This is a genomic window from Serratia sp. SCBI, from assembly GCF_000747565.1.
In the GTDB taxonomy this organism is placed as follows: Bacteria; Pseudomonadota; Gammaproteobacteria; order Enterobacterales; family Enterobacteriaceae; genus Serratia; species Serratia ureilytica.
This window is the reverse complement of sequence record NZ_CP003424.1, coordinates 3701991-3719642: the sequence shown is the minus strand read 5'-3', so window position 1 is coordinate 3719642 and position 17652 is coordinate 3701991. Positions and strand designations below refer to the sequence as shown.

17 protein-coding genes are annotated in these 17652 nt (G+C 60.9%); 13 read left to right on the top strand and 4 right to left on the bottom strand.

Features of this window, described 5'->3' with window-relative positions; genetic code table 11:
- Positions 1-3: 3 nt before the first annotated feature.
- The 4 genes from SERRSCBI_RS17475 (at position 4) to SERRSCBI_RS17460 (ending at position 3523) form a co-directional block, all read left to right on the top strand.
- Positions 4-774, top strand: a complete 771-nt coding sequence (locus SERRSCBI_RS17475) for an SDR family oxidoreductase (protein WP_049866701.1) — start codon at positions 4-6, stop codon at positions 772-774.
- A gap of 29 nt (positions 775-803) precedes the next feature.
- Positions 804-1805, top strand: a complete 1002-nt coding sequence (locus tag SERRSCBI_RS17470; RefSeq protein WP_015378693.1) for a dihydroxyacetone kinase subunit DhaK — start codon at positions 804-806, stop codon at positions 1803-1805.
- 3 nt (positions 1806-1808) lie between these two features.
- Entirely contained in the window at positions 1809-2465 is a 657-nt protein-coding gene (gene dhaL / locus SERRSCBI_RS17465) for a dihydroxyacetone kinase subunit DhaL (RefSeq protein WP_042785163.1), read from the top strand.
- 95 nt (positions 2466-2560) lie between these two features.
- A complete protein-coding gene (locus SERRSCBI_RS17460; RefSeq protein WP_004936575.1) occupies positions 2561-3523 on the top strand; it encodes a sugar-binding transcriptional regulator in 963 nt (320 codons plus the stop codon).
- A 65-nt stretch (positions 3524-3588) separates the two neighbouring features.
- Here SERRSCBI_RS17460 and SERRSCBI_RS17455 read toward each other — a convergent pair whose 3' ends face one another.
- Positions 3589-4182 (bottom strand): lytic polysaccharide monooxygenase, encoded by a 594-nt coding sequence (locus SERRSCBI_RS17455; protein ID WP_033643984.1) that lies wholly within the window; start codon positions 4180-4182, stop codon positions 3589-3591.
- Between the two features lie 404 nt (positions 4183-4586).
- Here SERRSCBI_RS17455 and SERRSCBI_RS17450 point away from each other — a divergent pair, with 404 nt between their 5' ends.
- A complete protein-coding gene (locus SERRSCBI_RS17450) occupies positions 4587-5528 on the top strand; it encodes a LysR family transcriptional regulator (RefSeq protein WP_025303805.1) in 942 nt (313 codons plus the stop codon).
- A gap of 85 nt (positions 5529-5613) precedes the next feature.
- Here the strand turns inward: SERRSCBI_RS17450 and SERRSCBI_RS17445 are convergent, their stop codons facing one another.
- Positions 5614-7113, bottom strand: a complete 1500-nt coding sequence (locus SERRSCBI_RS17445; RefSeq protein ID WP_033652572.1) for a glycosyl hydrolase family 18 protein — start codon at positions 7111-7113, stop codon at positions 5614-5616.
- Between the two features lie 293 nt (positions 7114-7406).
- Between SERRSCBI_RS17445 and SERRSCBI_RS17440 the strand changes: the two genes are divergently transcribed.
- From SERRSCBI_RS17440 to maeB, 5 genes are all read left to right on the top strand, one after another.
- A complete protein-coding gene (locus tag SERRSCBI_RS17440; RefSeq protein WP_033643982.1) occupies positions 7407-7733 on the top strand; it encodes a phage holin, lambda family in 327 nt (108 codons plus the stop codon).
- Positions 7723-8124, top strand: a complete 402-nt coding sequence (locus SERRSCBI_RS17435; RefSeq protein WP_033643981.1) for a M15 family metallopeptidase — start codon at positions 7723-7725, stop codon at positions 8122-8124. The genes SERRSCBI_RS17440 and SERRSCBI_RS17435 overlap by 11 nt, the downstream gene beginning before the upstream one ends.
- The gene (locus SERRSCBI_RS17430) at positions 8121-8501 is read left to right on the top strand and encodes a DUF2570 family protein (protein WP_042785162.1); all 381 of its coding nucleotides are present in this window, start codon (positions 8121-8123) and stop codon (positions 8499-8501) included. Before SERRSCBI_RS17435 ends, SERRSCBI_RS17430 begins: the two co-directional genes overlap by 4 nt.
- Positions 8482-8655, top strand: a complete 174-nt coding sequence (locus tag SERRSCBI_RS24955) for a hypothetical protein (protein WP_004936544.1) — start codon at positions 8482-8484, stop codon at positions 8653-8655. Before SERRSCBI_RS17430 ends, SERRSCBI_RS24955 begins: the two co-directional genes overlap by 20 nt.
- Positions 8656-8871: 216 nt before the next feature.
- The gene (maeB, locus tag SERRSCBI_RS17420) at positions 8872-11151 is read left to right on the top strand and encodes an NADP-dependent oxaloacetate-decarboxylating malate dehydrogenase (protein ID WP_016926766.1); all 2280 of its coding nucleotides are present in this window, start codon (positions 8872-8874) and stop codon (positions 11149-11151) included.
- Between the two features lie 48 nt (positions 11152-11199).
- Here maeB and mmuM read toward each other — a convergent pair whose 3' ends face one another.
- Positions 11200-12138: a homocysteine S-methyltransferase gene (mmuM, locus tag SERRSCBI_RS17415; RefSeq protein ID WP_042785161.1), complete on the bottom strand. Its 939-nt coding sequence runs from the start codon at positions 12136-12138 to the stop codon at positions 11200-11202.
- Positions 12128-13537 (bottom strand): S-methylmethionine permease, encoded by a 1410-nt coding sequence (gene mmuP / locus SERRSCBI_RS17410; protein WP_042785160.1) that lies wholly within the window; start codon positions 13535-13537, stop codon positions 12128-12130. Before mmuP ends, mmuM begins: the two co-directional genes overlap by 11 nt.
- A 177-nt stretch (positions 13538-13714) precedes the next feature.
- Here mmuP and SERRSCBI_RS17405 point away from each other — a divergent pair, with 177 nt between their 5' ends.
- The 3 genes from SERRSCBI_RS17405 to SERRSCBI_RS17395 all read left to right on the top strand — a co-directional run bounded on the left by SERRSCBI_RS17405 (position 13715) and on the right by SERRSCBI_RS17395 (position 17635).
- A complete protein-coding gene (locus tag SERRSCBI_RS17405) occupies positions 13715-14554 on the top strand; it encodes a ChaN family lipoprotein (RefSeq protein ID WP_042785767.1) in 840 nt (279 codons plus the stop codon).
- A gap of 102 nt (positions 14555-14656) precedes the next feature.
- Entirely contained in the window at positions 14657-15454 is a 798-nt protein-coding gene (locus SERRSCBI_RS17400; RefSeq protein WP_042785159.1) for an energy transducer TonB, read from the top strand.
- A 54-nt stretch (positions 15455-15508) separates the two neighbouring features.
- Positions 15509-17635, top strand: coding sequence for a S9 family peptidase (locus tag SERRSCBI_RS17395; protein WP_084587972.1), 2127 nt, complete (start codon positions 15509-15511; stop codon positions 17633-17635).
- Positions 17636-17652 lie beyond the last annotated feature (17 nt).

Genomic DNA, 17652 nt, shown 5'->3' with positions numbered 1-17652 from the left:
TTTATGATTAATCATCAAACTACGGCGCCGCGCGAGCTCTCGCTAAAGGGCAAGGTGGCGCTGATTACCGGCGGCGCTGCGGGGATCGGTCTCGCTATCGCCGAACGCTATCTGCAAAACGGCGCGCGCGTGGCGCTGCTCGATCGGGCGCCGCAGGTTGCGGAAGTAGCGCGACAGCTGGACGCCGAGGCGGCGCTGGGCGTCGTGGCCGACGTCACCGATGCCGCGTCGGTGGAGCGGGCGGTGGCGCAGATTGAGGCGCATTTCGGGCGGCTGGACGTGCTGGTCAACAGCGCCGGCATCGTCGCGCTGCATCCCGCTGAGGAACTGCCGGAAGCGGCGTGGGATGCAACCCTGGCGGTCAATCTGAAAGGCGTGTTTCTCACCTGCCAGGCGGTGGGCCGCCGTTTCATTCGCCAGCGCGGCGGCAGCATCATCAATCTCGCCTCGCAGGCCGGGGTGGTGGCATTGCCGAATCACCTGGCCTATTGCGCCAGCAAAGCGGGCGTTATCGGGTTGACCCAGGTGCTGGCGCTGGAGTGGGGGCCACACAACGTGCGGGTCAACGCCATTTCACCCACCGTGGTTTTGACGGAGCTGGGGCGCAAAGCCTGGTCAGGCGAGGTGGCGGAACAAATGAAGCAGAAAATCCCGCTGCGGCGCTTTGCTGAGCCGCAAGATATCGCCGCCAGCGCCCTGTTTTTGGCCGGTGACGCGGCGGCGATGATCACCGGCGCCAACCTGGTGGTCGACGGCGGTTACACCATTCAATAATTTCTTATTCAGGCGACAGAGAGGCCGCGATGAACAGAATCATTAACGATCCCGATCACGTAGTGGAAGACGCCATTCAGGGCTATAGGCTGGCCCACCCGGACTATTACGCCGCCACCGACAATGCGCGGGTGTTGAAATATCCGCCGGCGCCGATCGCCGGCAAAGTGGGCATCGTCACCGGCGGCGGTTCCGGCCATGAGCCGGCGTTTCTGGGGTATGTCGGCAAAAACATGCTGGATGCCGTCGCAATTGGCGAGATTTTTTCATCGCCTACGGCGGGGGCTTTTCTCGACGCGTTCAAGGCGGCGGACAGCGGTGCGGGCGTCGCTTGCCTGTACGGCAACTACGCCGGCGACAACATGAACGTCAAGATGGCGATCAAGAAGGCCACGGCGGCCGGCATACGGGTGAAAACCGTGGTGGCCAACGATGACGTCGCCTCGGCGCCGGCCAGTGAGATCGATAAACGGCGCGGCGTGGCCGGAGAAATTCTGATGTGGAAGGTCGGCGCGGCGGCGGCGGCCAAGGGATACGATCTGGACGGCGTGATCGGCGCGGCGCAAAAAGCCATCGACCGGTGTCGTTCGATCGGCGTCGGCCTCAGTTCCTGCACCATTCCCGCGGTCGGCAAACCCAATTTTCATATCGAAGACGGCAAGATGGAGATCGGCATTGGCCATCACGGCGAACCGGGCATTGAGGTGTCGCCGATCCAGTCGGCGTCGGCGATGGCCGGCACCATGCTCGATTTCGTGCTCAACGACATGCCGCTGGAACAGGGGCAGGAGGTGGCGTTGCTGATCTCCGGGCTTGGCGCCACGCCGGTGATGGAGCTGTATATCTATTATGCCGAAATAGAGCGTCGGTTGACGGCGAAAGGCGTGCGGGTGCATCGGCGCTACGTCGGCAATTACTTCACGTCGCTGGAAATGATGGGCGTGACGCTGACGCTGATGACGCTGGATGACGAACTGAAAACGCTGCTGGACATGCCGGCGCAATCTTTAGGCTTAACCCAGGTGGAGTGAATCATGACGGAACAAATTTCAACCCGGTACGGCAGTGAGATCGTTACGGGGCTGATAGAAACCATTGTCGGCAACCGCGAATACCTGAGCGAAATCGACGGCGCCATCGGCGACGGCGACCACGGCATTAACATGTCGAAGGGATTCGCGATGTGCGGCGATGCCATTCGCGGCCGCGAGCTTACGTTGGCGCAGGCGTTCGATGCGGTTTCCGATGCGCTGATGGAGGGCATCGGCGGTTCGATGGGGCCGCTGTACGGCAGTCTGTTCATGGGCATGGCGGAGAGCGTGCGCGAGCGCAGCGTGCTGGATAAGCAGGCATTTTTGGCGATGTTGCACGGCGGTTTGTGCGAACTGCAGGACATCAGCAGCGCGGGCGTGGGGGACAAGTGTCTGATGGATACGCTGATACCGGCGGTAGCGGCGTTTGAGCAGGCGGCGGGGCGCGGTGACGACTTCGCCGCTGCGCTGGAACAGATGAGGATCGCCGCAGCGCGCGGGCGCGATTCCACGCGCGAGCTGGTGGCGAAAATCGGCCGCGCCAGCCGTCTGGGCGAGCGTTCGCGCGGCGTACTGGACGCCGGCGCGGTATCTTGCTGCCTGCTCTTGACCCGATTGGCGGACGAGGTGGAGCAACGACTGAATACCGTTGCCGCCTGAACGCGTTATACTAGCGGGCATTCAGCATTGTCGGAGGGGCGTGTATCGTCCCTCCGCCATGATTAACCGGCCTGCCGTGGGGAAACGTCTAACGGATGGAAAAACAAACTGTGTCCCAGGATAACGAACTGCTGACCGAAATCGCCGTTGCTTATTATCAGGATGAGATCACGCAGGAAGAGATCGCCAAAAAGTTCGGCATCTCACGGATCAAAGTCGGTCGTTTGCTCAAGCGCGCCAAGGAAGAAGGCATCGTCGAGATCAACGTGCGTTATCACCCGGTGTTCAGCACCCGGCTGGAACAGCAGATGATGGAACGTTTTCCCATCAGCCGCGCGCTGATCGCGCTCGATCATCAGGACGAAGAGGAACAGCGTCGGCAAGTGGCGGCGCTGGTGTCCAACTACCTGGCGATGTCGCTGAAAGACGATATGGTGTTGGCGGTCGGGCAGGGACGCAACGTGGCGGCGATCGCCGATCACGTCGGCAGCGTGACGGAGCGCAACTGCAAGTTCATCTGCGGCATCGGCGGCACCCACCGTCCGGGCGATGCGATCAACGCCGACCATATCAGCCGGCGTCTGGCGAAGAAGTTCGGCGGCAGCAGCGAGACGCTCTATGCGCCGGCCTACGTCGAAAATCGCGCGTTGAAAGACGCCTTCATGCAGAATGGCACGATCAAGGAAACGTTGGATCGCGCGCGTAAGGCCGATGTGGCGTTAGTCGGCATTGGCGACATGAATGAAAACAGTTATATGGTGAAATTGGGGTGGTTTACGCCGCACGAGATTATCGACGCCAGCCTTAATCAGGGCGTGATCGGCGACATCGCCGGCTATGACTTTTTCAATGCCCAGGGGCAGCATGTCGATACGGTGATGAATGACCGTGTGATTGGGCTGAGCATTGATGAGCTGCGCAAAATTCCGTGCGTGATCGCCATTGCCTCCGAGAATACCAAGGCGCTGGCGATTTTGGGCGCGTTGCGCACCGGCGCCATCGACATTATCGCCACCAGCGCGCTCAATGTGCGTACTATCCTCAACATGTCGCAATAGCGGCACCCGCAAAAAAGGGTTCAGCGCCAGGCTGAACCCTCCAGAGACATCCCCCTTTTGACGGATCAGTGGCTGAGGTTGACGTCGATCGCCTGATAGAAGGCGTTGGCGGTGTCGGCTATGTCCCACACGGCAAGGATCACGTGCGAACCGCTGCGATCTGCCGGTATGTTGCACTGGTGGGTGACCTGCGCGGCAGGGATGGCGCCGCCGTCGTTGAACTGGCAGAACGGCGTCAGGTCAAAGGAAGCGCGGGTCAGCGGTTGAGAAGCGTCCCAGTTCGGCTTGGTGATGAAATAGCGCCAGCTGGTGGTGCTGTGACGCGCGGTCAGCTTCCAGGTAAAGGAGTTCGGGCCGGTTTTCAGGTTGAGCTTGTTCCAGCGCGTCGGCGTTTGCTGATCCAGTTCGAAGAAGGTGGACTTGTTGGCGCTGGCGATATGGCCGTCAACCGGGCCGGCCTGCGGGAAGCCTTTCAGGCCTTCGACGCTCTGCGGTTCGTACTGCACGCTGCCGCACTGGGTGTTGAGCTGCAGTTTGCACTGGTAGGCGCGGCTGGCCGGCGACTCGACATAACCGTGAGCATTCGCCTGTTGCGAAACGCCGAACATGGCCGCGCTCAGCAGGCCCAGAGAGAGCAGGGTACGGGAAGTTTTGTTCATAAGTCACTCCTGACTGAAATTATGTTGTAAGTTGAGCGTATTTCACCGACAAAATGAGAGACTAATAACGCAATTAGAAATAACCCTCCTTGTCGGCTTGTTTTATTTTTATCATTCTGGTCGTGCGATAGAGCGGAATGTTTTAACGGCTATTAACGAAAATTATTATGATGACGATCTTTGATCGTTAGGCTGAATTTATTTAACTGTCGCTGTGTAAAAGTAGGGCGCTATGATGAATTTTATATCAGGTCGTGATGAATAGTATTTAAGATAGCGCTCTCATTTATGAAGTATATTGCTTGTTGCTATGAGTACCCTTGTTCGATTTGATCGATTTTTGTGCGCCACCACCTTGGGAATTTAGTGTCATTTTTCTTATTTTATTTTAAAGAGGAATTTGTATGACTAGATTATCCCTGGACGCGATTAAAATAATCAGCACTATCAAGAGCACCGGTTCTTTCTCTATGGCGGCGGAGGCGCTGCATAAAACGCCTTCGGCGATCTCTTATCGGGTTTCCAATATTGAAAGCAAACTCTGCGTGAAACTTTTTCATCGCAATGGCCCCATGATTACCCTGACGGATGAAGGGGAATTTCTCCTGCAGGAAGGCAGCTGGATATTAAATGCGGTGCAGGATCTGGAAAGCCGGGTGCGCAACATCCCCAAGCTGGACAATAATATCCGCCTGGCGGTAGACACCTTCTTCCCGTTGGAAACCCTGACGCAGGATATCCGCGACTATATTCAGCATTGCCCGAACGCCAGTATCTCGGTGCAGCGAGAAGCGTTGAACGGCACCTGGGATGCGCTGAAGAACAACCGGGCGGATCTGATCATCGCCATTGGCCAAATTCCCGACAGCGTGCAGGCCAAAACCCTGATGCTCGGCAAGCTCAACTTTGTGCTGTGCGTGTCGCCTTCGCACCCGTTCGCGGCGCAGAGAAAGCCGGTGTGCAAGAAACAGCGGTTGAACGACATCGTGGTGGTGATCGCCGACAGCAGCCATGAGCTGCCAAAGCGCAATCACGGCACGCTGCCCTTGCAGCGTCAGTTGGTGGTATGCGACGTGGAAAGCAACCTGGCGCTGCTCAAACGCGGCATCGGCCACGCTTTTCTGCCGCCTGCTTTGATCGAAAAGGAATTGGCCAGCGGCGAACTGGTGACGGTGCCGGTAGAGATGCAAAAGGGCGACGAAATGATTTGGCTGGCGTGGCACCCGGCCAGCAAGGGCGCTGGGTTTAACTGGTGGCATGAGCGGCTGACGCGCAAAAGCGATGTCTACAGCCTGATGGGCCGCGAAGTGGTGCGGGATGGCGGTTATCCTTGGTGCCACAACTGAAGGAATAGAGACGAAGGGACGCGAAAATCAAACGGTTAACTCAATGAAAACCCCGCAGCATTCGGCTACGGGGTTTTTTTACGGCTTACGCCACGCGGCCCACCTTCAGCCAGGCGCCGTCAGAACCGGGCGCCGAGGTGATGTAACCCCATTTGGTCTGCCAGACGTAACCCTGGTAGGACACCAGCGCGCCCTGCGCGTAAGTGGTGCCCGGCACATAAGCCGGCGCGGTCATGATCGGCAGGTTGCCGGGGCCGACGCCGGTGTAGCGCAGCCCGGTGCCCATATCCAGCTGGCTGTCGTCGTAGTCCGCGGCGTTGAAATAGCGATCCAGCGAGGCCAGCAGATCGCCGTTGCGATTGTCTTGCCCCAGATGCCAGAACATCACGCCGCCCAACTGCTGCTGCTTGATGTATTTCGCTTTGTATTTGAAGCTCTCGGCATCGTCATAGGTGACGAACAGCCCTTTCTGCGCATGATACAGGTAAGGCGTTTTGGTCTTGTCGTTCCACAGCCGCTGATAGCCGTAGTTGCCCAGCAGCATCTGCTCCAGCTGGCGATAGGAGGCGATGCGCGGATCCTTGTCGCGCACGCATTCTTCGCAGCCCACCAGCCAGTAATCGGTGTTCGGGTACGGATCTTCGCCCGGCGTGCTGTGGCTGCTGTATTGCCCGCCGTTGCCGCCGCTGACGCCCTTGAAGGCGCGGCCGTAGAAGGGCACGCCCATCACGATTTTGGCGCTCGGCACGCCTTCCATCATCAGGTGTTGCTGCACCGCGGCGTCGACCGTCAGGCTGAACGGGCTGGGGAAGGCGCGGGTCAGTTCTTCCCAGCTCCAGCCCAGGTTGGCTTCGCGCAGCGCATTGTAGAAGGTCGGCCCGGCCGCATCGCCGAACAGCGCCGCCTGGTGGTTGGTTACTTTCTCCCAGGGGCCGGCCAGATCGTAGGTCATGAGGTTGATGTAATCGAGCGGCGCGACGATCTGCGCCAGCTTGCTGTAATAGCGCGACAGGAAGAAGGCGCCGCCGGCGCCGGCGATGGTCAACTGGTACGGCAACGCCTGGCGGCCGTCGGCGACGGTTTGCTGGTTCAGCAGGGTGCGGATCTCCTGCAGCGCGGCGATGAAACCGTCCACTTCCGAGGCTTGCGGGTACTCCCAGTCGATGTCCACGCCGTCGAAGCCGTAATCCTTCATGATGCGCACGCAGGATTGGGCGAACTTGGCGCGCGACGCTGGGGTTTTCACCGCGTTGACGTAGTTGGCGTGCGACACGCCCAGATCGTTGGAGTAGTACCAGCCGCCGATGGAGAACATGATGCGCAGGCTGGGGTTGTGCGCTTTGAGCGCGGTCAGACGGTTGACCACATCGCGCGCCTTGGCGTCGTTGGTGGCCGGATCCCAGGCGCATTCCAGATTGCTGTTGATATCCAGGAACGAGAAGTTAATGTGCGTCAGCTGTTTGGCTTTGGCCGGCGTGATGTTGGAAACCGGGAACGGCACGACAGACGTATCGGTCTCGGTGTAATTATTGATTTGGTTGGTCGGAATAAAATAATACCCAATAACGGCTTTACGTGTGGACATGGCATTTCTCCAGAGTGGATGTTTTTCGATGGGGAAATATTTCCCGTTGCCATTAATGTTTATTTTTCGCGGAAATAACAGTCGAAACAAATCACGATAAGAATGAATTTTTTATTCACTGCCGCCTGCCTTGGCGTTTATGTGTTGTGCCAGCATTCAGCATGAATGAATTCGACCATAGGGCCTGTATTTATTCATTTGCTTTGTAATAGCATCCTTAACTAGATTCTGAGTATCCGATGTCCCACCGGCCGTGATTGGCATTTAATTAAAAATAAAAAAGGAGATGAGCTATGTCCAGCATAGAGCCTGACGCTGTTGGCTTAATAGTCCAGCGAGTATGTGAATATCTTCAGCCGGTATTGAACGCCATTCTGGCCGGCGTGATGGCGCTATTACACGGCGCCTATCGCAACGTGGGTATTCGGCGACGTTTATTGAATGCGGCGATGTGCGCGTTATTGGCCTGGACGGTGCGCGATGCGCTGGCGTTGATGGGCCTGGAATTAAACTGGGCGAATTTGGCCAGCGTATTGATTGGCTTTATGGGGGCGGATTACATCAACGCCTTAATTAAAAAATTCATCGGCAAAAAAACGGGGTTTAAAAATGTTAAATGACATCGAAGAGATTCGCTTTACCGCCCGCAGCGAAGAGAATCTGCGCGGCGTGCATCCGGATCTGGTGCGCGTTATTCGTCTGGCGCTGCGCTATTCCCTGGTGCCGTTTTCCGTCAGCGAGGGGCTGCGCAGCATGGCGCGCCAGCGGGAAATGGTGCGCGCCGGCAACAGCCAAACGCTGCGCAGCCGCCATCTGACCGGACACGCGGTGGACGTGGTGGCGATGCCGGCGGGCGTGGTCTCCTGGGAGTGGGATTACTACGCGCAAATTGCGGTGGCGGTGCGGCGAGCGGCGCGTGAATGCGGCATCAACGTCGAATGGGGCGGCGAATGGAAGACCCTCAAGGACGGCCCGCACTTCCAGCTGCCGTTTCGGGACTATCCGGCATGAGCGGCTGGCTGCAAAAACTGATGCAGGGCGGCTTGCTGCTGCTGTTGCTGGCGGCTATCTGCCTCGGCGGCTACAGCGCGTTGCTGTCGCATCAGTTGGTGTCCGCGCGGCAACAGGCGGCGGAATTGCAAAAAAGCCTGGCGCAGCAGGCGGGGCTGATCGCCACCCTGCAGACCCAGGATGCGCAAAATCGTGCGCTGATGGCGGCGCAGCAGCGGCAGGAACAGCAGCTGCGCCAACAACACGAGGCTAATCAGAGGAAATACCGTGAAGCGATTAAAAACGATCCCTGCGCCGCTCAGCCTCTGCCTGGCGCTGTGCTTGAGCTCCTGCGCCCGGCCGCCGGCGCCGCAGGCCGTGCCGCTGTTGCCCCCTGAGTCGGTATTTGCTCCCTGTGAGCAGCCGCAGTTGCAGGGGGAGACCTGGGGCGATGCGGTAAGCTATGCCCTGGCGTTACAAACCTCGTTACACATTTGCGCCGGCCAGGTGGAGACGCTCAACGCCTGGCGCGCCACGCTGCCGCCGCGCTGACGGCGGCGCTTGTCTGACTTGTCCCGCAGGCCTTTCTTTTTTTACTTTTAAAACGGTCTTTCGACCAAGGTTATGGCGCGCTTCAAAGTTTGTGATGTTTCTCTCACTATACTTCAAGGCTGTGCCCTGTCATTGTACCTGGGCGCCATGGCCCACGGCAGGGCGCAGCCTCAAAGCCTTACCTCAACATAAAAGCAAAAAACAAAGGAATCCATAATGGACGAACAGCTCAAACAGAGTGCCCTTGATTTCCATCAGTTTCCTGTCCCAGGGAAGATCCAGGTTTCCCCAACCAAACCGTTGGCGACACAGCGCGATCTGGCGCTGGCCTATTCGCCGGGCGTCGCCGCGCCTTGCCTCGAGATCGCCGAAGATCCGCTGGCGGCCTACAAATACACCGCGCGCGGCAACCTGGTGGCGGTGATTTCCAACGGCACGGCGGTACTGGGTCTGGGCAATATCGGCGCGTTGGCCGGTAAGCCGGTGATGGAAGGCAAGGGCGTTTTGTTCAAGAAGTTTTCCGGTATCGATGTATTTGATATCGAAGTGGATGAGCATAACCCTGACAAATTAATCGACATTATCGCCGCGCTGGAGCCGACCTTCGGCGGCATCAACCTGGAAGACATCAAGGCGCCGGAGTGTTTCTACATCGAACAGAAACTGCGTGAGCGCATGAAGATCCCGGTGTTCCACGACGACCAGCACGGCACGGCGATCATTACCACTGCCGCGGTGCTCAACGGCCTGCGCGTGGTGAAGAAGAACATCTCCGATGTGCGGCTGGTGGTGTCCGGCGCCGGCGCGGCGTCCATCGCCTGCCTGAACTTGCTGGTGGCGCTGGGGCTGCGTCAACAGAACATCACCGTCTGCGATTCCAAGGGCGTCATCTATAAAGGCCGCGACGCCAATATGGAACAGACCAAAGCCGCCTATGCCATCGAGGATAACGGCCAGCGCACGCTGGGCGACGCCATCCCGAACGCCGACATCTTCCTCGGCTGCTCCGGCCCGGGTGTGCTGACGCAGGATATGGTGAAAACCATGGCGCGCGATCCGCTGATCATGGCGCTGGCCAACCCGGAACCGGAAATTCTGCCGCCGCTGGCCAAAGCGGTGCGCCCGGACGCCATCATCTGTACCGGCCGTTCCGACTACCCGAACCAGGTGAACAACGTCCTGTGCTTCCCGTTCATTTTCCGCGGCGCGCTGGACGTGGGCGCCACCACCATCAACGAAGAGATGAAGCTGGCCTGCGTGCATGCCATCGCCGATCTGGCGCTGGCGGAACAGAGCGACGTGGTGGCCTCCGCGTATGACGATCAGGATCTCTCCTTCGGGCCGGAATACATCATTCCGAAACCGTTCGATCCGCGGCTGATCGTCAAGATCGCGCCGGCGGTGGCCAAGGCGGCGATGGACTCCGGCGTGGCGACGCGCCCGATCGAAGACTTCGACGCCTACGTGGAGAAGCTGGCGGAGTTCGTCTACAAAACCAATCTGTTCATGAAACCGATCTTCTCGCAGGCGCGCAAAGAGGTGAAGCGGGTGGTGCTGGCGGAAGGCGAGGAAGAGCGCGTGCTGCACGCCACGCAAGAGCTGGTGTCGCAGGGGCTGGCTTTCCCGATCCTGGTCGGCCGGCCGAGCGTGATCGAGATGCGCCTGAAAAAGCTGGGCCTGCAGCTGACGCCGGGCAAAGATTTCGAAGTGGTGAACAACGAGTCGGATCCGCGCTTCAACGAATACTGGGGCGAGTACTACCAGATCATGAAACGCCGCGGCGTTTCGCAAGAGCAGGCGCGCCGCGCGGTGATCGGCAACCCGACGCTGATCGCCGCCATCATGCTGCACCGCGGTGAAGCGGATGCGATGATCTGCGGCACCATCGGCAGCTACCACGAGCATTACGACGTGGTGAAGAACGTGTTCGGCTTCCGTGAAGGCGCGCACGTCGCCGGCGCGATGAATGCGCTGCTGCTGCCGAGCGGCAACACCTTCATCGCCGACACCTACGTCAACGACGATCCGACGCCGGAACAGCTGGCGGAGATCACCCTGATGGCGGCGGAAACCGTGCGCCGCTTCGGCATCGAACCGAAGGTGGCGCTGCTGTCTCATTCCAGCTTCGGCTCGTCTGACTGCCCGGCGGCGCGCAAGATGCGCAAAACGCTGGAGTTGGTGAACGAGCTGGCGCCGGAGCTGGAGATCGACGGTGAAATGCACGGCGACGCCGCGCTGGTGGAAAGCATCCGTCACGATCTGATGCCGGACAGCCCGCTGAAAGGCTCGGCCAACCTGCTGATCATGCCGAACATGGAAGCGGCGCGCATCAGCTACAACCTGCTGCGCGTCTCTTGCTCGGAAGGGGTGACCGTCGGGCCGGTGCTGATGGGGGTGGCCAAACCGGTGCACATCCTGACGCCGATCGCCTCGGTGCGCCGCATCGTCAACATGGTGGCGCTGGCGGTGGTGGAAGCCCAGACCGAACCGCTGTAAGCCCGGGTTAATGACTGGCCCCCTGCGCCGTTGGCGCCGGGGGCTTTTTTATGCCTTGCAGCGCGCGGCGATGGCGCGAATATCCTGCGGGGTGGTGCGGCAACAGCCGCCGATCAATTGCGCGCCGAGCGCGCGCCACTCTGTCGCCTGATCGGCCAGGCTGCCGTGTTCGCCGCCGCAGGCGTGCCAGGTTTTGCTCACCGCATCGTAGTGCTCGCCGGAGTTCGGGTAGACCAGCAGCGGTTTGTCGGCCAGCGCGCTCAGCTGATGCAGCGCCGGGGCGACCTTGTCCAGCGCGATGCAGTTGATGCCGATCGCCAGCACCTGCGGGTTGCCGCGCAGCGCGGACAGAACCTCCGTCAGCGGCGTGCCGTCGCTGAGGTGTTGGCTGTCGCGCAGGGTGAAGGCGAACCAGGCGCCGAGCGTCGGGAATTCCTGCAGCAGCGTCAGCAGCGCCTGCAGTTCAGAGAACGACGGCAGCGTTTCGCAGGCCAGCAGATCGACGCCGGCGGCGGCCAGCGCGGCGATGCGCGGGCGGTGGAAGGCAATGAAGTCATCCTGCGCCAGCCGGTAGTCGCCGCGGTATTCCGAGCCGTCAGCCAGATAGGCGCCGTACGGGCCCACCGAACCGGCGATTAACAGCGGCGCCGCCTGCGGGTGCGTGGCCAGATAATCGCGGCGCGCGCGCTGCGCCAGCTGCACGCTTTTGGCGATCAACGCCAGCGACTGAGCCTGATCCAGGCCGCGGCGCAAGAAGCCCTGCGGCGTGGCCTGATAGCTGGCGGTGATAGCGCATTGGGCGCCGGCGTTGAAATAATCGAGGTGGACCTGATAGATAAGCTCGGGATTTTCAATCAGCACCTTGGCCGACCACAGCGGATCGGTCAGATCGCAGCCGCGCGCTTCCAGCTCGGTGGCCAGCGCGCCGTCCAGGATCAGCGTCGGCCGTTCGGCCAGCAAACGAGCGACGGGGTTGTTAACCGACATGTTGTTCTCCCAAAGCGTTTTTTTGCCCGGCGCGCCGGGTCAGGAAATAGGTGAGATAGCACAGGGCGACGAACGGCAGCCCGCAGTAGAGCGCGATGCGCTGCTCCGGATCGAACGCCAGCCCGATGCAGGCCAGCAGGCACAGCGCAAAGCCAAGGATCGGCGTCAACGGATAGCCGGGCGCGCGGTATTTCAGGCCGCTTATCGGCTGGCCGCTGCGCAGATAGGCGCGGCGGAAAGCATAGTGGGCGGCGCAGATGCTCAGCCACACCGCCACCACCGCAAAACCGGAGATCGCCGACAGGGCGACAAACACCGTATCCGGCGCGATCACGCTGGTCAGCAGCGCCAGCACGCCGCCGAGCATGCTGAAGGTCAGGGCGTTGATCGGAATGCCGCGCGCATTGACGCGCGCAAAGTAGGCCGGCAGGGTGCGCTGGTGGGCCAGCGACCACAGCATGCGCCCCGAGGCGTACAGGCCGGAGTTGGCCGCCGACAGGATGGCGTTCAGGATCACGAAGTTGAAGATATCGGCGGCGTAAGGCACGCCGATGCGTTCAAACACCAGCACGAACGGGCTTTTGACGATCCCCGCCTGATCCATGGGGATCAACGCCGCCAGCACAAACACCGTGCCGATAAAGAACAGCATCAGGCGGATCACCGTGGTGCGGATCGCCAGCGGCACGACTTTCTCCGGGTTCTCGGTTTCACCGGCGGCGATGCCGATCAGCTCCGTGCCGGAGAAAGCGAAGTTCACCGCCACCATGGTCATCAGGATCGGCAGCGTGCCGTGCGGCAGCCAGCCGGAAGCGGTCAGGTTGTGCAGGAACGGCGCCGGGGTGCCGTCTTTCATCGGCAGCAGGCCGAACATGGCGGCGCCGCCCAGAATGATGAACGCCAGAATGGTCACCACTTTGATCAGCGAAAACCAGAATTCGCTTTCGGCAAAAAAACGGGTGGTCACGACGTTGAGCAGGAAAATGGCCGCGCAGAAGATCAGGCACCACAGCCACACCGGCGACTGCGGGAACCAGTACTGCATGCAGAATCCGGCCGCGGTCAGGCTGGAGCCCAGCGCCACCGTCCAGGTGAGCCAATACAGCCAGGCGACGGCATAGCCGGTGGCCGGCCCCAGATAGCGCGAAGCATAGACGTGAAAGGCGCCGGTTTCCGGCATCGCCACCGACAGCTCGCCCAGGCACAGCATCACCAGATACACCACCAGCGCGCCGATCAGGTAGGCCAGCAGCGTGCCGAGCGCCCCGGTGGTGGAGATGATGTAGCCGGTATTGAAAAACAGCCCGGTGCCGATCACGCCGCCCAGCGACAGCATCACCAGATGCCGGGCCTTCATGCTGCGTTTGAACTGCCCTGCGGCGGGCGCCGATGAGTGCATAATAATCTATCCGTATAGACGTCTAAATATCTGAATGGCTATTGGTTATACCCGCAATGCCGTTTCAACGCAATGCGTCACCGGCGATCGCCGCGTAAAAAAATCGTCAGGCCAGATCTATATGCAAATGATAATTATTATCTATAATGTCGCCATTTTCGCTAATGGGGCAACATGATGAGATATCTGATTTTATTGGCGGCGTTGGCGCTCGGCGCCTGCAGCCAAACGCCGGTGAAGACGCCGGCCAGCGACGTCGCGAGCCTGGGGAATATCACCGATCTGCACAGCGGCGCGACCCTGACGCCCGAGCAGCTGTTGACGCGGTTGGCGCAGCAGCCGCGGGTGATCGTCGGGGAAAAGCATGACAATCCTTACCACCATCAGATTGAGCAATGGCTGGTGCAGCAGCTGCCGCAACGGCGGCCGCAGGGCAGCGTGCTGATGGAGATGATCAACCCGAACCAGCAGGCGCAGGTCGACAAAGTCAAGCAGTGGCTGCAGAGCGATCCCACGGTGCGTGATGGCCGCGTGGCGGAGCTGATCGCCTGGCAGCCGGGCTGGGAATGGGCGCTGTATGGCGGGGTGACGATGGCGGCGATGCGCGCGCCTTACCCGCTGTGGTCGGCCAACCTGGATCGCAGCGAGATCGCGGCGTTCTATCAGCAGCCGCAGTTCCCGGCGGGGCAGCTCTCGTCGCAGCCGGCGGTGCGCAAGGCGCTGGAAGAGACTATCCGCACTTCGCACGGCGGCCAGATTGAGGCCGCGCAGCTGCATGCGATGCTGGCAATCCAGCAGCAGCGCGATAGGCGCATGGCGGAGCGCCTGCTGGCGGCGCCGACGCCCGCGCTATTGATCGCCGGCGGTTATCACGCCGCCAAATCGGTGGGCGTGCCGCTGCACGTGCGGGATCTGCAACCGGCGGCGGCGCCGACGGTGCTGATGCTGGCGGAGCCGGGCGTACAGGTTGACGTGCACACGGCGGACTACCTGTGGATCACACCATCAGTGAAATGAATACGTTAAGGCAGTGAAAAGGGGTGTTAATTATAGTTGCAAATGATTATCATTAGTAAATGTGATCTGCAATCATTCGCAATTAAGTAAGCTAATGCCCCTATGTTAAGTCAGTCTTATCCCCCTCCGGCCTTTGCGCTGCCGCAGCCGCGCTGGGCGCGCGGCTTGCTGCTCGCCCTGGCGGCGCACGCGGCGTTGGTTCTGCTGTTTTATTGGCCGCAGACGGCGCTCGAGCCGGTCGAGCTGCCGCCGCCGGCGGTGATGATGAGCTGGGCGGCGCAGATTGAAGCGCCGGAAAGCAAACCGTTGCCGCTGGGCGTGCAGCAGGCGAAATCCGCTGCGGCGCAGCCGGCGGAGCAGCAGCAACAGCCGGATCTGCCCAAGCTGGCGCGCGCCGATAAAGCGAAGATCGTGACGGCGAACAAGAAGCGCGCCGAGCACCGTCCCCCGCAAAAAGCGCAGCCGAAGCCGCAGGAACAGGCGAAAGAGACGCGCAACGCCGCCGCGTCCAGCGCCGCCGCGCCGCAGGCGCAGACGCTCTCTCACCAAACCGCCGCCCCGATTAACAGCGACGCCAACAGCAACGCGCAGGCCAAGCTGTCGTGGGAGAGCCTGGTGAAGGGCAAACTGAACCGCATCAAAGAGTATCCCCTGGATGCCCGCAACCGCCGGCGCAGCGGCATGCCGCAGGTCAGTTTTAGCGTCGATGCGCAGGGGCGGGTGTCGAACGTGACCCTGCAGATCCGTTCTGGCACCGCGTCGCTGGATCGGGAAGCGGTGGCGGTGGTGTCGCGCGCGCAGCCGTTGCCGCCGCCGCCGCCGGAGATGCTCCAGAAGGGGGCCGTCAGGGTAAGGATGCCGATCGATTTCAATCTGGCGGAGCTGAATGCCCGCCGTTAATGCCCGCAGACGCGGCAGCGCCGCCGTCCGGCTCTTCAAACTTCGTGAGGGATTATGAATCCGCTGTTATTTACCCCGCGCCGTCGCATCGCGGCCGCGCTCTGGCTTTCTTTAGGCATCGCCGGCGCCGCGCTGGCGCAACCGCAGCCGCCGTTGGCGGAACGGGCGCCGAAAGCGCTGACGGCCCACGGCGAGACGCGTACCGACGATTACTACTGGCTGCGCGACGACAGCCGAAAAGATCAGAAGGTGCTGGACTACCTGAAGGCGGAGAACCGCTACACCGAGCAGATGATGGCGCCGTACCAGAAGTTGCGCGCCACGCTGTATCAGGAGATGCTGGGCCGCATGAACCCTGACGATCGTTCGGTGCCGTATCAGCTCAACGGCTATCGCTATCAGGAAAGCTACGCCGCCGGTAAAGATTTCGCGCGGTATCAGCGCCAGGCGCTCACCGCCGACGCGCCGTGGCAAACCTTACTGGACGCCAATCAGCGCGCGGCCGGCCATGCCTATTATCGCCTGGGGGCGCTGGACGTGAGCCTGGACAACCGCCGCCTGGCGGTGGCCGAAGATCTGCAGGGCCGCCGCCAATACCGCATCTCCCTGCGCGAGATAGACAGCGAACGCTGGTCGCCGGAAACGCTGGAAAACACCTCCGGCAACATGGTGTGGGCCAACGACAGCCAAACCCTGTTCTACGTGCGCAACCACCCGCAAACGCTGCTGCCGTACCAGGTCTACCGCCATCAGTACGGTACGCCGCCGGCGGAAGATAAACTGGTGTATCAGGAAAATGATCCGGCGTTCTACCTCAGCCTCAGCCGTTCTTCTTCGCGCGATTACCTGATTCTGACCATCAGCGGCAACACCACGTCCGAAGTGCGCCTGATCGACGCCAACCAGCCGCAGCGCGAGCCTCAGCTGTTCGCCGCCCGGCAAAACGGCCGCGAGTATTATCTCGATCACTACCGCGGCGAGTTCTATCTGCGTTCCAACCATCAGGATCCGAACTTCGGCCTGTACCGCACGGCGGCGGCGGGCAACCCCTGGCAGACGCTGATTGCGCCGCAGGCGCAGCACGAGGTGGAAAGCTTCAGCCTGTTCCGCGATTGGCTGGTGGTGCAGGAACGCGCCAACGGGCTGGTGCAGCTGCGGCAAATCAGCTGGGACGGCAAAACCGAGCGCGCCATCCCGTTCGACGACGCCAGCTACATGGCCTGGCTGGGCTATAACCCGGAGCCGGACAGCGATCGTTTGCGTTACGGCTATTCGGCGATGACCACGCCGACCCGCACCTATGAATGGGACCTGAACAAGGGCGAGCGCACTCTGCTCAAGCAGCAGGAAGTGAAAGGCGTCGATCCCAGCCTGTATCACAGCGAGCGCATTTGGGTCACGGCGCGCGACGGCGTGAAGGTGCCGGTCTCGCTGGTGTATCGCAAGTCGCTGTTCAAAAACGGGCATAACCCGCTGTTGGTGTACGGCTACGGCGCTTACGGCATGAGCATGGATCCGGCGTTCAGCGCCAACCGCATCAGCCTGCTGGATCGCGGCTTCGTCTATGCGCTGATCCACGTGCGCGGCGGCGGCGAACTGGGGCAGAACTGGTACAAACAGGGCAAGCTGACGCACAAACCGAACAGCTTCAACGATTTCATCGACGCCACCCAGGCGCTGATCAACGGCGGCTACGGCCAGCCGGGGCGCATCTACGCCATGGGCGGCAGCGCCGGCGGTTTGCTGATGGGGGCAGTGATCAATCAGGCGCCGCAGCTGTACAACGCGGTGGTGGCGCAGGTGCCGTTCGTCGACGTGGTGACCACCATGCTGGACGACAGCATTCCGCTCACTACCGGCGAATACGAGGAGTGGGGCAACCCGCACCAGCCGGCCGCCTATGCGCTGATGAAGTCCTACAGCCCGTATGACAATGTGCGCAAACAGCGTTACCCGAACCTGCTGGTCACCAGCGGTTTATACGATTCGCAGGTGCAGTATTGGGAGCCGGCCAAATGGGTGGCGAAGCTGCGGCTTTTCAAACAGGGCGATTCGCTGCTGCTGCTCTCCACCGACATGACCGCCGGCCACGGTGGCAAATCGGGCCGCCTGGCGCGGCTGGAAAACGGCGCGCTGGAGTACGCCTTTATTTTGGCGGCGGATCGGCAGGCGCAGAAATAACCTTCAGCGCCGCGGCA

Coding starts and splice junctions, on each gene's coding strand:
- SERRSCBI_RS17400 (WP_042785159.1), top strand. CDS start 14,657: ATGTTAAGTCAGTCTTATCCCCCTCCGGCCTTTGCGCTGCCGCAGCCG.
- SERRSCBI_RS17405 (WP_042785767.1), top strand. CDS start 13,715: ATGAGATATCTGATTTTATTGGCGGCGTTGGCGCTCGGCGCCTGCAGC.
- mmuM (WP_042785161.1), bottom strand. CDS start 12,138: ATGTCGGTTAACAACCCCGTCGCTCGTTTGCTGGCCGAACGGCCGACG.
- dhaL (WP_042785163.1), top strand. CDS start 1,809: ATGACGGAACAAATTTCAACCCGGTACGGCAGTGAGATCGTTACGGGG.
- SERRSCBI_RS17475 (WP_049866701.1), top strand. CDS start 4: ATGATTAATCATCAAACTACGGCGCCGCGCGAGCTCTCGCTAAAGGGC.
- SERRSCBI_RS17470 (WP_015378693.1), top strand. CDS start 804: ATGAACAGAATCATTAACGATCCCGATCACGTAGTGGAAGACGCCATT.
- SERRSCBI_RS17445 (WP_033652572.1), bottom strand. CDS start 7,113: ATGTCCACACGTAAAGCCGTTATTGGGTATTATTTTATTCCGACCAAC.
- SERRSCBI_RS17395 (WP_084587972.1), top strand. CDS start 15,509: ATGAATCCGCTGTTATTTACCCCGCGCCGTCGCATCGCGGCCGCGCTC.
- SERRSCBI_RS17460 (WP_004936575.1), top strand. CDS start 2,561: ATGGAAAAACAAACTGTGTCCCAGGATAACGAACTGCTGACCGAAATC.
- SERRSCBI_RS17430 (WP_042785162.1), top strand. CDS start 8,121: ATGAGCGGCTGGCTGCAAAAACTGATGCAGGGCGGCTTGCTGCTGCTG.
- SERRSCBI_RS17440 (WP_033643982.1), top strand. CDS start 7,407: ATGTCCAGCATAGAGCCTGACGCTGTTGGCTTAATAGTCCAGCGAGTA.
- SERRSCBI_RS17450 (WP_025303805.1), top strand. CDS start 4,587: ATGACTAGATTATCCCTGGACGCGATTAAAATAATCAGCACTATCAAG.
- SERRSCBI_RS17435 (WP_033643981.1), top strand. CDS start 7,723: ATGTTAAATGACATCGAAGAGATTCGCTTTACCGCCCGCAGCGAAGAG.
- mmuP (WP_042785160.1), bottom strand. CDS start 13,537: ATGCACTCATCGGCGCCCGCCGCAGGGCAGTTCAAACGCAGCATGAAG.
- maeB (WP_016926766.1), top strand. CDS start 8,872: ATGGACGAACAGCTCAAACAGAGTGCCCTTGATTTCCATCAGTTTCCT.
- SERRSCBI_RS17455 (WP_033643984.1), bottom strand. CDS start 4,182: ATGAACAAAACTTCCCGTACCCTGCTCTCTCTGGGCCTGCTGAGCGCG.